Annotated in this window: 16 protein-coding genes; 8 read left to right on the forward strand and 8 right to left on the reverse strand. The window is 62.9% G+C overall.

The window, feature by feature from the left end:
- Positions 1–6: 6 nt before the first annotated feature.
- Positions 7–1,458, reverse strand: coding sequence for a TrkH family potassium uptake protein (locus P8H27_RS14900; RefSeq protein WP_289638343.1), 1,452 nt, complete (start codon positions 1,456–1,458; stop codon positions 7–9).
- 256 nt (positions 1,459–1,714) lie between these two features.
- Between P8H27_RS14900 and P8H27_RS14905 the strand changes: the two genes are divergently transcribed.
- A complete protein-coding gene (locus P8H27_RS14905) occupies positions 1,715–2,086 on the forward strand; it encodes a YkgJ family cysteine cluster protein (RefSeq protein ID WP_289638344.1) in 372 nt (123 codons plus the stop codon).
- 439 nt (positions 2,087–2,525) lie between these two features.
- Positions 2,526–3,089: an NAD(P)H nitroreductase gene (locus P8H27_RS14910; RefSeq protein WP_289638345.1), complete on the forward strand. Its 564-nt coding sequence runs from the start codon at positions 2,526–2,528 to the stop codon at positions 3,087–3,089.
- 67 nt (positions 3,090–3,156) lie between these two features.
- Here the strand turns inward: P8H27_RS14910 and P8H27_RS14915 are convergent, their stop codons facing one another.
- From P8H27_RS14915 to P8H27_RS14935, 5 genes are all read right to left on the reverse strand, one after another.
- Positions 3,157–4,488, reverse strand: a complete 1,332-nt coding sequence (locus tag P8H27_RS14915) for a HAMP domain-containing sensor histidine kinase (RefSeq protein ID WP_289638346.1) — start codon at positions 4,486–4,488, stop codon at positions 3,157–3,159.
- A gap of 99 nt (positions 4,489–4,587) precedes the next feature.
- A complete protein-coding gene (locus tag P8H27_RS14920) occupies positions 4,588–5,022 on the reverse strand; it encodes a Spy/CpxP family protein refolding chaperone (protein ID WP_289638347.1) in 435 nt (144 codons plus the stop codon).
- 127 nt (positions 5,023–5,149) lie between these two features.
- A complete protein-coding gene (locus P8H27_RS14925; protein WP_289638348.1) occupies positions 5,150–5,827 on the reverse strand; it encodes a response regulator transcription factor in 678 nt (225 codons plus the stop codon).
- 7 nt (positions 5,828–5,834) lie between these two features.
- Positions 5,835–6,239, reverse strand: a complete 405-nt coding sequence (locus P8H27_RS14930; protein ID WP_289638349.1) for a translation initiation factor 2 — start codon at positions 6,237–6,239, stop codon at positions 5,835–5,837.
- Between the two features lie 60 nt (positions 6,240–6,299).
- Entirely contained in the window at positions 6,300–6,599 is a 300-nt protein-coding gene (locus P8H27_RS14935; protein ID WP_289638358.1) for a YciI family protein, read from the reverse strand.
- Positions 6,600–6,894: 295 nt separating this feature from the next.
- Here P8H27_RS14935 and P8H27_RS14940 point away from each other — a divergent pair, with 295 nt between their 5' ends.
- On the forward strand, positions 6,895–7,758 hold the full coding sequence (locus tag P8H27_RS14940) for a PHP domain-containing protein (protein ID WP_289638360.1): 864 nt from the start codon (positions 6,895–6,897) through the stop codon (positions 7,756–7,758).
- A gap of 13 nt (positions 7,759–7,771) precedes the next feature.
- Positions 7,772–8,398 carry an L-threonylcarbamoyladenylate synthase gene (locus P8H27_RS14945; RefSeq protein WP_289638362.1) on the forward strand — a complete coding sequence of 209 codons (627 nt, stop codon included), beginning with the start codon at positions 7,772–7,774 and terminating at the stop codon, positions 8,396–8,398.
- Between the two features lie 217 nt (positions 8,399–8,615).
- Here P8H27_RS14945 and P8H27_RS14950 read toward each other — a convergent pair whose 3' ends face one another.
- Entirely contained in the window at positions 8,616–8,972 is a 357-nt protein-coding gene (locus P8H27_RS14950; RefSeq protein WP_289638363.1) for a PA2779 family protein, read from the reverse strand.
- A gap of 200 nt (positions 8,973–9,172) precedes the next feature.
- On the opposite strand from P8H27_RS14950, the gene P8H27_RS14955 reads away from it, so the two are divergent.
- The 4 genes from P8H27_RS14955 to rluB all read left to right on the forward strand — a co-directional run bounded on the left by P8H27_RS14955 (position 9,173) and on the right by rluB (position 13,430).
- Positions 9,173–10,387, forward strand: a complete 1,215-nt coding sequence (locus P8H27_RS14955) for a tryptophan--tRNA ligase (protein ID WP_289638364.1) — start codon at positions 9,173–9,175, stop codon at positions 10,385–10,387.
- A gap of 150 nt (positions 10,388–10,537) precedes the next feature.
- The gene (locus P8H27_RS14960) at positions 10,538–11,236 is read left to right on the forward strand and encodes a ScpA family protein (protein WP_289638405.1); all 699 of its coding nucleotides are present in this window, start codon (positions 10,538–10,540) and stop codon (positions 11,234–11,236) included.
- A 2-nt stretch (positions 11,237–11,238) separates the two neighbouring features.
- The gene (scpB, locus tag P8H27_RS14965; RefSeq protein ID WP_289638365.1) at positions 11,239–12,048 is read left to right on the forward strand and encodes an SMC-Scp complex subunit ScpB; all 810 of its coding nucleotides are present in this window, start codon (positions 11,239–11,241) and stop codon (positions 12,046–12,048) included.
- A 98-nt stretch (positions 12,049–12,146) separates the two neighbouring features.
- Positions 12,147–13,430, forward strand: coding sequence for a 23S rRNA pseudouridine(2605) synthase RluB (gene rluB, locus P8H27_RS14970; RefSeq protein WP_289638366.1), 1,284 nt, complete (start codon positions 12,147–12,149; stop codon positions 13,428–13,430).
- A 72-nt stretch (positions 13,431–13,502) separates the two neighbouring features.
- Here rluB and P8H27_RS14975 read toward each other — a convergent pair whose 3' ends face one another.
- Positions 13,503–14,429 carry a GGDEF domain-containing protein gene (locus tag P8H27_RS14975; protein ID WP_289638367.1) on the reverse strand — a complete coding sequence of 309 codons (927 nt, stop codon included), beginning with the start codon at positions 14,427–14,429 and terminating at the stop codon, positions 13,503–13,505.
- Positions 14,430–14,596 lie beyond the last annotated feature (167 nt).

Consider the following 14,596-nt stretch of genomic DNA (forward strand, 5'->3'; position numbering starts at 1 on the left):
CGGGGTTTAGTGTCTCCAGAAGGCGCGGGTGACCAGAACCAATACGGTGAGAATCTCCAGGCGACCCAGCAGCATGCCGAGGGTCAGCAGCCATTTGGCCGCATCCGGCAAGCTGGCGAAGTTACCGGCCGGCCCGATGATCGGGCCAAGCCCCGGGCCGACATTACAGACTGCGGTGGCTGCCGCCGTCAGTGCGGTAGTCCAGTCCAGCCCAATCAGTGCCAGCCCCAGGGCGATCAGGCCGATGGTGATGGTGAAGAAGAAAGAGAAGGTAAGGATCGAACGGACGATCTCCTCATCGAGGTTATGCCCGTTGTAGCGCTGCTTGATCACCGCGCGCGGATGAACCAGTTGGTTGAGACCGCTGCGTAGCAGGGTATAGGCCACCTGAAAGCGGAAGATTTTCAGGCCGCCCGAGGTCGAGCCCGAGCAACCGCCGACGAAGGTCAGATAGAAGAACACCATCACGGCGAAATCGCCCCAGAGGCTGTAATCGCCGAGAGCATAGCCGGTAGTGGTGACCACCGAAACCACGTTGAGGGTGACGATGCGCAAGGCATCCAGATACGCGTAGTCGGAGTGCGTCCACAGCCACAGGCTGAACAGCAGGCAGGTGCAGACCAGCATCGAGACAAAGCCGCGCACTTGCTGATCCTTGACCAAGGCCCGGCGGTTGCCGCGGATGGTGGCGACGAAGAGGGTGAAGGGCAGGCCGCCCAAGAGCATCAAGACGACCGCCACCCAGTGTGCCGCCGGGCCGAAATGCCCGATGGAGGCGTCGTAGGTGGAGTAACCGCCAGTGGAGATCGAGGTCATCGCATGGTTGATGGCATCGAACCAGCTCATCCCGGCGAGCCAGTAAGCCAGGATGCCGGCCAGGGTCAGGGTGACGAAGATGGCGATGATGTACTTGGCCGCCATATGCGAGCGCGGCATGACCTTCTCGCCCCAGTCCGACGATTCGCTCTGGAACAGGCGCATGCCGCCGACGCGCAGCAGCGGCAAAATCGCCACCGCCATGCCGATAAAGCCGATACCGCCCAGCCACTGCAGCAGCGAACGCCAGATCAACAGCCCTGGCGAGGCGCTGTCGAGACCGGTCAGAACGGTGGAGCCAGTGGTGGTGATGCCCGACATGGTTTCGAAGAAGGCATCGGTATAGCTGATGTGCTGAATCAGCATCATCGGCAGGGCGGCGAAGATGCACACCACCAGCCAGCTGATGGTGGTCAGCATGTACATGTCGCGTGGACGCAACTGAGCGTTGACAGTGCGCCCGGAGAGCACCAGGGCGAGGCCGCTGGCGAGGGTGATCAGGCTCGACCAGAGAAAGGCATTGAGATCATCGGTGCGTTCGAAGACCAGTAGCGTCAGCATGGGGATGGTCATGCTGACGGCCAGGGTAATCAGAAAGATGCCGAGGATGAAAGCGATGATGCGCAGCGTCGGCAAGGCCATGAAATGGGGCTCGGATTGAGTGCGGCAAAGGGCGCCATTCTACTCGCGCCGCAGGGGCTGTAAACCAGCCCGCGCATGCGCCGGGAAACCGCGGCATGGGCTTAGGCGGCGTCGCCATCAGCCATCGCAGCGCGCGTGGACGCTCGGCGAATCGGCTTTCATCGCGGCCATTGATCCGGAGCTTTACAAGCGCCTGGCTCTGCATAAAATAGCCGCCAGGTGCCGGCCCTTGCCGGTTTCTGAGCCCTCTTAAATCATGTCGAACGCTAATTCTTGCCTTACGTGCGGTGCCTGCTGCGCGCATTTTCGTGTGTCTTTCTTCTGGGGTGAGTGCCAATCGGCCGGCGGCACGGTGCCGGATGACCAGGTGGTGCTGATCACGCCGCATCGGGTCGCCATGCGCGGCACCGAGCACAAGCCCGCCCGCTGTGTCGCCCTGCTCGGTGAAGTGGGGCAGGGTGTGCGCTGCACGCTTTACGAACAACGCTCCAGTACGTGCCGTGGATTCGAGGCGTCCTGGGCCAATGGCGAGCCTGAACCGCGCTGTGACGATGCCCGGCGCGCCCATGGCCTGCCGCCATTGACGCCGCCTGTGCGGCCGAGTGTGGCACCCGAACGGGTTGCCTAGTGGTGGCGGTCAGGTCGTTGAATACGGGCTCCGTGGACTTTGCGGCTATTACTCCGCGGTGACTGATTTAGGCTATGTCTTAGTTATGTGTTGCAAGCACTTTGCATGGGGCGTTGATGCTGAAGGCTTTGCGCTGTTCACCCTGGCAGCACGCGTCTTGTAGCCCGGATGCAATCCGGGGAAGGTTTGTGCGGCTGCCAGCGCTTCCCGGATTGCATCCGGGCTACGGGATGGCAAGCACCGCTGACCCTGCCCACACCAGCATGCGCAGCGGACAAAACCTACCGGCCCCATGTAACAGGTAACGGGTACATAGCCCTGATTTAGCCGTTGCTCGCGACCTGTTGCAACGGCCTGTTGGCTGCCGGGGGATAGTTTTTCCCCAGCCTCGGGCACCAGGCTCTAGAATTCCCGCTTAATTTTGTTCAAGAGGTGGCCGATGGATGCTCTCGATGCTCTGCTCAATCGTGTTTCAGTGCCGCGTTTGCGCGAGCCTGCACCGGATGCCGCGCAGCGCGAACTGCTGTTTCGCGCGGCATTGCGGGCGCCGGATCACGGCCAGTTGCGGCCGTGGCGCTTTCTCACGATTGAGGGCGCCGGACGTGAGCGCCTGGGCGAGTTGTTTGCCCAGGCCTTGGCGGCAGGCGCGGATGAAGTCGGCGAGGAGGCCTTGGCCAAGGCGCGAGCCATGCCCCTGCGGGCGCCGTTGCTGATAGTGGTGGTGGCGCGCGTGCAGGCCCATGCCAAGGTGCCGCAGCAGGAGCAGGTGATCGCGGCGGCTTGCGCGACCCATGCCATTCTGCTCGCCGCCCATAGCCAAGGCATAGGCGCGGTCTGGCGTACCGGTGACTTGGCCTACAACCCCCGGGTGGCTGCCGGCCTGGGCTTGGCCAGCGACGAACAAATCGTCGCCTTCCTTTACCTGGGGACTGCCGAACGCGAATTGCGCAAGCCCGTGCCGTTGGCGGTAGCCGATTTCGTCAGCGCCTGGCCGGGCGCGTAACGGGCGATTCGCCGGGCGCTACTCGCTGGAGATGATCGGTGCGGCACAAAGCTGGCGGGCTGTCGCCCTACTTGTCAGTCTGCGGTTTTAGCGGCAGCAGCAGGCTGGCGCTGAAGCCACCTGCGGGATGATTGTTCAGCTCCAGTCGACCGCCGTGGCGCTCGGCGGCGCGGCGGGCAATCGCCAGGCCCAGGCCATGCCCCGGCTTGCTTTGCTCGGGGGCGCGGAAGAAGGGTTCGCCCAGCCGGGTCAAATATTCGGCGGCAACCCCAGGCCCGTGGTCGCGTACGCTGAGGCACAGTTCGTCGGCCTGGCGCTCGGCCTTGAGTTCGATCGGCTGGCCTGCCGGGTTGAAGCGCAAGGCGTTGCGCAGCAGGTTATCCAGCGCCCGTTCGAGCATGTCCGGCCAGCCGTGCAGGTTCACTCCGGGTTGCAGTTCGATCTCCACCCGTTGTTCCGGGGTGTCGAGTTGTGCGTCTTCTTGTAGCTTGCGCAGCAGCGCCGCAAGGTCGACCGGTTGCGCCGCGCCAGGGTCGGCGTCGAGGCGGGCGAGGGCGAGAATCTCGCCGATCAGGGCTTCCAGGCGGTCGCACTCGCGCGCCAGGCGTGGCCAGAGATCCTCCCGTTCGCCGGGCTCGGCGCGTTCGGCCAGTGCCAGGGCCACGCGCAGGCGGGCCAGGGGCGAGCGCAGTTCGTGGGAGACGTCGCGCAGCAGTTGGCGCTGGCTGCCGATCAGCCCTTGCAGGCGTGCGCCCATGCGGTTGAAGTCGCGGGCCAGCACGCCCAATTCGTCGCGTCTATTGGCCAGGCGGGCCAGGCTGTTTTGCTGGTAAGCGGTTTGCCCCAGGTCGTACACGGCGCCGCGCAGGCGATCCAGCGGACGGGTAATGGACAGGGTCAGCAGCAGGCTGAACAGAGTCAGCACTATCAGGGCGATGGTCAGTGCGCTGAGCGGCCAGAACAGGCTGTCACGGTGCCAGGCGGCCAGTTCCGGATGCGGGATACGGTAGATGAACAGGTAGGTTGCGCCACTCAGCGGGCTGCTGTAGTCGGTGGTCAGACGGCGCCAGGGCAGGCGTCTGTCATTATGCTGGCGCGCCTCGAAGGCCGCGGCGCGTGGCGGGAATGTGCCCTTGACCAGGGGTTGGCCGTTGTCGTCAAGCACTTGCACGTTGACGCGCGAGGTTTTTCTGAGCCGTTCGAGAAAGGCCTGAGCGGCGTCGGCGCCCTGTTCTTCGTAGCGGCTTGTCCAGGTTTCGGCCACCCCATCCAGGGCCGGATGCTGGCTGAGAATCCAGGCGTCCTGGTTCAGCGCTCGTCCCAGCAACATGGACAGCCCGGCAACCAGGGCGATGGCCAGCCAGAAGCTGGCGAAGATGCGCCAGAACAATGAACGCACGGATGACTCCTTCTTGGTCGCGAAAAAACCCATCAAGCCAGGGCTTGATGGGTGGGCTGGTGTGGGCATGCACGGCTGGCCGGGGTCAGCCTGCCGTGGTTATTCGGCCTTGGCCTTGCCGGCCTGCTCGGCTTTCCAGGCCTTGAAGGCTGCGCGCTCGGCGCGACGCTCCTGCATTTTTTTCTGGTGCTCGTCGAAGGTCTTCTGCTGTTCTGGCCTGAGCAGGTCGCGAATGCTGCTGTGCTGCTTGTCCTGGGCGGCTTTCAGCTCATCCTGCAGGGCCTTTTGTTCGGCGGCCGGGAGTTTTTCCAGGTAGCGCTGGGTGATCTCGTGGCGGCTTTTCATCTGTTCGCCCATCAACTTGCGGAGTTCGCGGCGTTGTTCCTGGCTCAGGTCGAGGTCGTTGAACATCCGCGAACCGTGTCTGTCGCCGTGTCCGCCGTAGCCGTCGTGATGCGGGCCACCTTCGGGCATGGCCATGGCCAGCGTTGGCAGGGTCAGGGCGAGTAACAGGGCGGTGAGGGTCTTGCGCATGGTGTGTCTCCTTGTCTCGATGCCGGTTAGTTACCGGATGCGCCCAGTCTAGGCGGGGCAAGGTCAAGAGCCGTCAGGCAAGGGTAAAGCTTGAGTAAAGGCGACGGGATCCGGCGTTAGCAGAGTGTCAGGCGCTGTAGTAGTAACCGCGGCTGCGCAAGGCGAGGATGCGTGGGTGCCCGTCCGGATGGGGGCCGAGTTTCTTGCGCAGGTTGCTGACGTGCATGTCGAGACTGCGGTCGTACAGCGTCAGCTTACGGCCCAGCGCCAATTGCGCCAGTTCCTGTTTGTCCACGGGCTCGCCGGGTTGTTGCAGCAGCGCTTCGAGCAGGCGGCTTTCCGACAGGGTGAGAATGACCTCGTGCTCGCCGATCGTCACCACGCCGCGCGCCTGACTGAAGCACAGGTCGCCCAGTTGCAGTTGGCTGGACACGGCAGGGTGCAGGCTGCGCCGCAACACGGCGCGCAAGCGGGCGGTCAGCTCACGCGGGTCGCAGGGCTTGGCCAGGTAGTCGTCGGCGCCAAGCTCCAGGCCGAGAATGCGATCCAGCGGCTCGCCACGGGCTGACAGCATCAACACCGGTAGCTCGGGGTGATCGCTGCGCAATTGCTTGAGCAACTCCAGGCCACTGCCGTCGGGCAGCATCACATCGAGCACCACCGCATCGGGAGTCTGGTGGGTCAGGGCGCGGCGTGCGCTGTTGCCATCATGGCAGGCGCTGACCTGGAAGCCTTCCTGGGTCAGCCAGCTGGCCAGCAGCTCGCACAATTCGATGTCGTCGTCGATTAGGAGAAGAGCGCTCATAGGGTTTTCAGTTTATCCACTCACGCCGCGAACGACGATTGCCGCGCAGCAGGGCGCCGAGGATGACGCCCAGCAGTGCGGCGCCAGCCCCCACCGCAAACCATTGCTGCCGATCAGCGAGCAACGGCGCGGGTGTATTGGCCTGGGTTTTCTTCAGTTGCAGCTTGAGACGTTGGTTTTCCTGGCGCAGGCGCTGCAATTGCGCGCTGTCGCGTTCGCCGCCACTGGCTTGCAGTTCTGCACCCAACGCTTCGCGTTGTTGCTCGCTGGTGGCCAGGCGCTGTTTGAGGGCGTCGATCTGCGCTTGTTCTGCCGTAACCGTTGCGGAGGGTGCAGGCGGGGTTTGCTCGGCCTGCAGATCAAGCGGCAGCAGCAACAGCGCAAACAAAAAAGACCACGAGCCTGGACGCATTGGAACTCCTATGTCTTATTGGATTGTGGTGGGCGAGCAGCGCGCTGCAGTTAGTGCGAGTTAAGGCAGAACCAGCTTGAACGGCTTGACCAGCACCGCGGCATAGACGCCGGCTGCGCGGTAAGGGTCGGCGTCGGCCCAGCTTTGGGCTGCATGCAGCGATTCGAACTCGGCAACGATCAGGCTGCCGGAAAAGCCCGCCGAGCCCGGGTCGTTGCTGTCGACCGCCGGGTGCGGGCCGGCGAGCACCAGGCGACCTTCGCTTTTCAGTTGTTCCAGCCGGGCGAGGTGCGCGGGGCGAGCCGCCAGACGGTTTTCCAGGGAGTTTTCTACATCGGTGGCGATAATGGCGTAGAGCATCTCTATCCTTAATGGGTGTGCGTCAGCCTTAGTTAGCGCAGAAAAGCAGCACGAACTGGCAAAGTCGAGAAATTGTTTAGCAGCCCGTTGAAAGCTACCGAGTTGGCCGTCTATTGCAACATGATCCCGCGTTTCCCGCGCGTTAACTGCATTTGCCGGCCGCTTTACTCGCTGCGCAAACGCCGTGGGCCAGCTTTTAGGTGCCAGTTTGTTTCAGCAGTTTATTAGTGATAGCAGCAAGAGTTCGCCGGTGTCGGCATAATAACAAACATAAATTATCGAGAAAGCGTTCCTTATGGATGTTGATTTGCATTGCCATAGCACGGCCTCAGACGGCGCGCTGGCGCCTGCTGTGGTGGTCGCGCGGGCGCACGAACGTGGGGTGCGGCTGCTGGCGCTGACCGATCACGACACCCTGGACGGCCTCGACGAGGCGCGTGCGGCGGCCCAGACCTTGGATATGCAGCTGGTCAATGGCATCGAGCTGTCCTGTACCTGGGGTGGCGCCACCATTCATGTGCTCGGTTATGCCTTCGCCAGCGATGCGCCCGCCTTGCTCCAGTCGATTGCCGAGTTGCATGAGGGGCGCTGGTTGCGCGCCGCAGAAATCAGTAAGCGTCTGGACAACAAAGGCATGCCCGGTGCCCTGGACGGTGCGCGGGCCGTGCAGCAGGAGCTGGGCGACAGCGGCAACGCACCGGCCCGGCCGCACTTTGCCGAGTTCATGGTGCGCGCCGGCCACGTCAAGGATCGCGCCGAAGCCTTTCGCAAATGGCTCGGCTCGGGCAAGTTGGGGGACGTCAAGCAGCATTGGCCGACGTTGCCGCAGGCCATCGCTACCTTGCAGCAGGCCGGCGCCTTGATCAGCCTGGCGCACCCGTGGCAGTACGACTTTACTCGTAGTAAGCGACGCAAGTTGATCGCCGATTTTGTTGCGGCGGGTGGCCATGCACTGGAGGTGGTCAACGGCATGCAGCCGGCTGAACAGGTTGGCGGTCTGGCGATTCTGGCGCGCGAATTCGGCCTGCTGGCAAGTGCCGGCAGTGACTTTCATGCACCTGGCGACTGGTCTGAATTGGGTATGTATCGCCCTGTACCCGAAGACTTGTCGCCCCTCTGGGCGCGTTTTCAGCATGTCCAACAGCCTACTGCAAGTTGAACAGGGAGTTAACGTGAGTCAATTTTTCCAGGTTCACCCGGAGAACCCACAGCTGCGCCTGATCAAGCAGGCGGTGGAAATCCTCAGGGCCGGCGGCATAGTGATTTATCCCACCGATTCGTCCTATGCGCTGGGTTGCCGTATCGGCGACAAGAATGCCGTGGAGCGTATCCGTCGTTTGCGCCTGCTGGACGATAAACACAATTTCACCCTGGTCTGTCGCGACCTGTCGCAGCTTGGTTTATTCGCCAAGGTCGATACCGCGGCCTTTCGGCTGCTGAAAAACCATACGCCGGGGCCTTACACCTTCATCCTCAATGCCACGCGCGAAGTGCCGCGTATGTTGCTGCACCCCAAGCGCCGCACCATCGGTTTGCGTGTGCCCAGCCACCCGATTGCCCACGCCTTGCTCAGCGAACTCGGCGAGCCGCTGATGAGCGTCAGTCTGATTCTGCCGGGCGAGACGCTGCCGATGAGCGATCCCTATGAAATGCGCCAGCTTCTCGAGCACCAGGTCGACCTGATCATCGATGGTGGTTTTGGCGGGCTTGAGGCCTCCACCGTGATTAACCTGGTCGACGACGAACCGCAAGTCATTCGCGTCGGTTGCGGAGATCCAACGCCTTTCGGCGAGGTGTGAGAGCTCGTGAAAAAACTCTCGCCTACTACGACCGCCTCCAAACGTCCGCTGCGGCGTTGCGCTACGTGAAAAGCAGGTTCATTTAGCTCACTAAACTCCCCTGTTTTTCACGCAGTGCGCCTTGCCGCGAACGTCTGGAAACGGTCGCGCGACGGCGCTCGATATTTTCACAACCTCTGAGAGCCTCGCCCGAAGAGCGCAGAATGCCTCGTGCCGGCTAGAGAATCAGCGCCACCAGCAGTGCCACCAGCAGGATGATGACGAAGTCGGTGCCGCTGAGCGCACCAGCGGCCGGCAGGGTGTCGACCCGCTGAGCCAGGGCGGCGGCTTCCGCTGGCGTCAGGGCATCCACCCGGCTGCGAGCCAGGGCCGCGGGGACATCCATGGCTTGCAAGCGCTGCTCGACGTCGGCACGGTTGAGGAATTCACGGACTTTGTCGCGATCGACCTGCAGGGTTTGTTCGGCGATGACTTCTTGCGTGCCGATCATGCCGGCCTGAACGGTTGGCGGTAGCAGGAACAGTAGCAATCCTGCCAGCAGAGCGACGCTCAGCGTTAGGGCGGGAATTTTCATGGCGTGCCTCCCCGGGAATGGTCGGGATTCGCGTCAAGCCTTGCACTGCTGTGGCCGCGCGATTCTGCCGTCGATCCTGCCTGGCGGCTTCATTAATTAAGACTGGCTGCGTGCCCGAGCGGTTCCTTTGTCGTTTTTCCCGCGGCAGCTGCGGGCCTCGTTATACTTCGCGTCTTGTTGATTCGCTTAGGTAACCTGGTTTGAGCCTTGTTGATTCCGAACGCCGCGTGCTGTCCGGTATGCGCCCTAGTGGCCGTCTGCACCTTGGTCATTACCATGGCGTGCTGAAGAACTGGATCAAGTTGCAGCACGAATACGAATGCTTTTTCTGCATCGTCGATTGGCACGCACTGACGACCAACTACCAGGAGGTCGGGCCGATCTCCCAACATGTCATGGACATGGCGGTGGATTGGCTGGCCGCCGGGGTCAGTCCCAGTTCCGCGACCCTGTTCATCCAGTCGCAAGTGCCTGAGCACGCCGAACTGCATCTGCTGCTGTCGATGATCTGCCCGCTCAGCTGGCTGGAGCGGGTGCCATCCTATAAGGAGCAGCAAGACCGGCTGCCGGGCAGGGAGCTCGCCACCTATGGTTTTCTGGGTTACCCGCTGCTGCAAACGGCGGATATCCTGCTGTACCGAGCCGGACTGGTGCCGGTTGGCGCCGATCAATTGCCGCATATCGAGTTCGCCCGCGAAGTGGCTCGACGCTTCAATCATCTCTATGGCCGCGAGCCGGGCTTTGAGCTGAAAGCCGAGGCGGCGATTCGCAAGCTCGGCAAGAAAACTGCCACGCTCTACAATAATTTGCGCAAGGCGTTCCAGGAACAGGGCGACGTAGAGGCTCTGGAAACCGCTCGGGCGCTGCTTAAAGAGCAACAGAGCATCACTCTGGGCGATAAGGAACGTCTGTTCGGTTACCTGGAAGGTGGCGGCAGGGTGTTGCTGCCCGAGCCGCGCCCGTTGCTCAGCGAGGCGCCGAAGCTGCCGGGACTGGATGGCAGCAAGATGTCCAAATCCAACGGCAATGCCATTTTTTTGCGCGACAGCAACGCCGAGGTCGAAGAAAAGATCAGGCGCATGCCCACTGACCCGGCGCGGGTGCACCGGGACGATCCGGGCAATCCTGCCCATTGCCCGGTTTGGCCGCTGCACGAGGTTTACACCAGTGCAGAGACACGTGCGGCGCTGCAGCAAGGCTGCCAGAGTGCCGGCATCGGCTGTCTGGAGTGCAAGGGGCCATTGATCGAGGCCGTGCAAAAAGAACTGCAACCCTTGCAGGCGCGTGCCGCCGATTATCAGGACAACCCCGAGTTGCTGCGCAGTATCCTCGCCGAGGGCGCCGAGCGCGCGCGCAATGAAGCCCGGGAAACCTTGACCGAGGTGCGCTTGGCCCTGGGTTTGAATTACCGCTGAGCAGGAATTCGATAAATCAATATGCACAGCCAGCCATCGGAACAACCTGTCGACAGTCAAGCGGGCGCCCAGCAAGAGTTGCCGTTCGCGTTGGTATACGGCCGGGCGGTGACCGAGATGCCGCTGGATCTGTATATCCCGCCGGACGCGCTGGAGGTGTTTCTCGAGGCCTTCGAGGGGCCTTTGGATCTGCTGCTTTATCTGATCCGCAAGCAAAATATCGATGTGCTGGATATCCCCGTGGCGGAAATCACCCGGCAGTACATGGGTTATGTCGAGTTGATGCAGTCGGTGCGCCTGGAACTGGCCGCCGAGTACCTGGTGATGGCGGCGATGCTCGCCGAGATCAAGTCGCGCATGCTCCTGCCGCGTTCGAGCGAGGCCGCGGAGGAGGAGGACGACCCGCGGGCCGAACTGATTCGCCGTCTGCAGGAGTACGAGCGCTACAAGGCCGCTGCCGAAGGGCTCGACATGCTGCCCAGGGTTGGCCGCGACCTGACGGTGCCGCGCCTGGAGGCGCCGCAGGCGCAGGCGCGCAAGCTGCTGCCGAGCGTCAATCTGGAGGAGCTGTTGTTGTCGATGGCGCAGGTGTTGCGCCGCGCCGATATGTTTGAAAGCCACCAGGTCAGCCGTGAGACGCTGTCCACCCGCGAGCGCATGAGCGAGGTGCTGGAGCGTCTCAAGGGCGGCGCTTTCGTGCCCTTCGTCGAGCTGTTTACGGCTGCGGAGGGGCGCTTGGGCGTGGTGGTGACCTTTATGGCGGTGCTCGAACTGATCAAGGAATCGCTGGTCGAGCTGGTGCAGAATGAAGCCTTTGGATCCATCCACGTGCGCGCGCGAGCCGAATGAGCATGAACCTGAGCAATCCCCGCGAACTGGCCAGCCTGCTGGAAGCCTTCTTGCTCGCCTCCGGCAAGCCGCAATCGTTGGAGCGCCTGTTCGAGCTGTTCGAGGAGGCTGAACGCCCGGCGCCGGCGGTATTCAAAAAAGCCCTGGAGCAACTGCGCCAGTCCTGCGAGGGGCGCGCCTTCGAGCTGGTCGAGGTGGCTTCCGGCTACCGCCTGCAGGTGCGCGAGTGTTATGCGCCCTGGGTCGGGCGCTTGTGGGAAGAGCGTCCGCAGCGCTATTCGCGGGCCATGCTCGAGACCCTGGCGCTGATTGCCTACCGGCAGCCGATTACCCGCGGCGAGATCGAGGATATTCGCGGCGTGGCGGTCAACAGCCACATCGTTAAAACCCTGCTGGAGCGCGAATGGATCCGCGTGGTCGGTCACCGCGACGTGCCGGGCAAACCGGCGATGTTGGCGACCACCAAGGCATTTCTCGATCACTTCAATCTGCAAAGCCTCGATCAGCTACCGCCGCTGGCGGCCCTGCGTGAATTGGAGCCCGAGCCATTGCTGGCCTTCGACGACGAGCTCGCCGCGCCGCAAAGCCTGCAGGCCCGCGCCGATCTGGCGCTCGCCGATGAGCCGGTGGTGGAGGCGAGCGAGGAAACCAGCTTCAGCAGCCTGCTGGCCGAGCTGGACTCCATGGAGCAGGGCTTGAAGACCGACTTCGAGGATTTTTCGGCGCTGGCGGTGGATGAGGGTGAAGGCGACGAGCTGGCCGACCAGGCGCCGGTTATCGAAAAGACGGCTGGCTGTTCGTCTGCCGACTAGTCTCAAGCCGTGCGTGCGCCGCGTGTTTCGCGTATGATCCGCGCCCCTTCGACGACTTGCGGTCGTCCATCACTAGAGAAACACCGGGAGGTGCCCAGATGAGTGAATCCGAAGAATACAGTCCAGCCGGCGAAAAACTGCAGAAAGTCATGGCGCGCATGGGCCTGGCCTCGCGCCGCGAGATTGAAGGCTGGATCAGCGCCGGCCGGGTCAAGGTCAATGGCGCGGTTGCCGGCCTCGGTCAGCGGGTCGACCTGCACGATGCCATCGCCATCGATGGCCGCCTGATCAAGCGCGAAGAAGCCGCCGAAAGCGTGCGCCGCGTGATTATCTACAACAAGCCGGAAGGCGAGATCTGCACCCGCGACGACCCCGAAGGGCGTCCGACCGTGTTCGACCGCCTGCCGCGGCCAAAAGAAGGGCGCTGGATCAACATCGGCCGCCTCGACATCAATACCACCGGTTTGCTGATGTTCACCACCGACGGTGAGCTGGCCAACCGCTTGATGCATCCGTCCTACCAGATGGATCGCGAATACGCGGTGCGCGTGCGTGGCGAAGTCGACGATGACATGATCGAACGGCTGAAAGCCGGCGTGATGCTCGAAGACGGTCCGGCCAAGTTCACCGATATCAAGGTGGCGCCGGGCGGTGTGGGCTTCAATCACTGGTATCACTGCGTGGTGATGGAAGGGCGTAACCGTGAAGTACGCCGCCTGTGGGAGTCCCAGGGCTTGGTGGTCAGCCGCTTGAAGCGCGTGCGTTTCGGCCCGGTGTTTATCACCTCGGACCTGACCATGGGCCGCTGGCGCGAAATGAGCCAGCGCGAAGTGGATATTCTCAGCGAGGAAGTCGGTCTCAAACCGATCGCCTTGCCGGACATGAAAGAAAAGACCCGCGACAAGCTGGAGCGCTTGCAGCGCAAATCGGCCAAGCCGGTCGGTCGCGGCGAGCGTCCGGTGCGAACCTTGCGCCCGGCCCATGGTGGTGGCCAGGTGGACGCCGAGCAAGGCCGCTCGCGCGCACCCCGTGGCGAAGGTGCGGAGCGCCCGCCGCGCACCCCGCGCGGCGAAGGCGGCGAGCGTGCGGTACGTACTCCGCGCAGCGAAGATGGCGAGCGTGCGGTGCGTACCCCGCGCCCGCCGCGCGCAGACAAGGGCCGGGCGGAGCAGGGTCGTCCGCAGGGCAAGGGGACGCCAGTTGCCGAGCGGCCGCGGGATGTCAACAAGAAGAGCCCGAACAAACCCAAGTCTGTGCGTCCAGGCGTCGAGCTGAGCGAGCGTCCTGGGCGCAAGCCGGCCGCTCCAACCAAGCGGCGCAGCCAGCCGGCGGGCGAAGGGCAGCGTCCAGGCTTTGGTCGTGGCGGGCGCAAGCCAGAGTAACGGTGAGACGAGCCGCGATCTTTGGAGCGAAAAAAGGGACTCGATAGAGTCCCTTTTTTCTGTGTGCGGGTTTTATCCGGCCATGCTCAGGCGATTGCGTCCATCGCGCTTGGCTACATAGAGTGCGCTATCGGCGCGCCGCAGCAGGCTCTCCGCTGATTCGCCGGCGAGCAGGCTCGCGCAGCCGAGGCTGATGGACACCTCTATCGGTCGGCCTTGGGCCAGGCATTGCAGCTCTTGCACGGCATGCCGCAAGCGCTCGCCGACCATGCCGGCGGCTTCGCGGCAGGTTCCCGAGAGCAGTACGAGGAACTCTTCGCCGCCGTAACGAAACACCATGTCGATGTTGCGCAGCTGGCTTTTCAGGGTGGCGGCCACGTCGATCAGCACCTCGTCGCCGACGCTATGGCCGTGGCTGTCGTTGATCCGCTTGAAGTGGTCGAGGTCGAGCATCAGCAGCGAGAGCGGTTGCTGGTTGCGTCGTGCCAGATCGATTTCACGCTGCAGAATCTGATCCATGGCAATGCGGTTGCCGGTGTTGGTCAGCGGGTCGCGCAGCGCACTCTGGATCGCGGCGCGGTAGAGCAGGGCATTGCGCAGCGGGAACAGCAAGCTGGCGAGCAGGGACTCCAATTGGCCGAGCTCCTCGTCGCTGAAGCGCTGCTGCCGGCGAAAAATCAGCTCGCCGAGGTATTCGCCTTCATGGCTCAACCGGTAACCGGCCGAGTGGTTGGCGCGCTCACCCAATTCCAGGCGCAGGTCAGAGGTTGGCTGTTGGTAAGTCAGTGCATCGAGCGGCACCAGGCCTTGCACGGCGGTGAAGAACAGTTTGAGGATGCGTTCGGCATCCAGGCTGGTCTGCAGTTGCATGCCGAGTTGCTGGCGCAGCTGTGCCAGGCTGATCGGGCGCAGGGAGCGCGTGCGATTGCCGGAAAAGCCCAGGCGCTGAAGCTTGGCTGCATCGAAATCGATAGTGTTGGTTTGGCTGGGGGTAACCATGAATGCTGAACCTCTGGCGCATTGATGCGGCAACACTGGCTATAGAGCGAATTTCATGCCAAGAGGTTCGGGAGATATAAAAATTATTTGAACTCAGTCACTTACAGCAATCTTGCGCGGCCAGTGGCCAGTATCGCTGGTGCCTTTGCCGGCAAACTGTTGCCGGC

The sequence above is a fragment of the Pseudomonas sp. sp1636 genome (assembly GCF_030376615.1).
Classification (GTDB): Bacteria; Pseudomonadota; Gammaproteobacteria; order Pseudomonadales; family Pseudomonadaceae; genus Aquipseudomonas.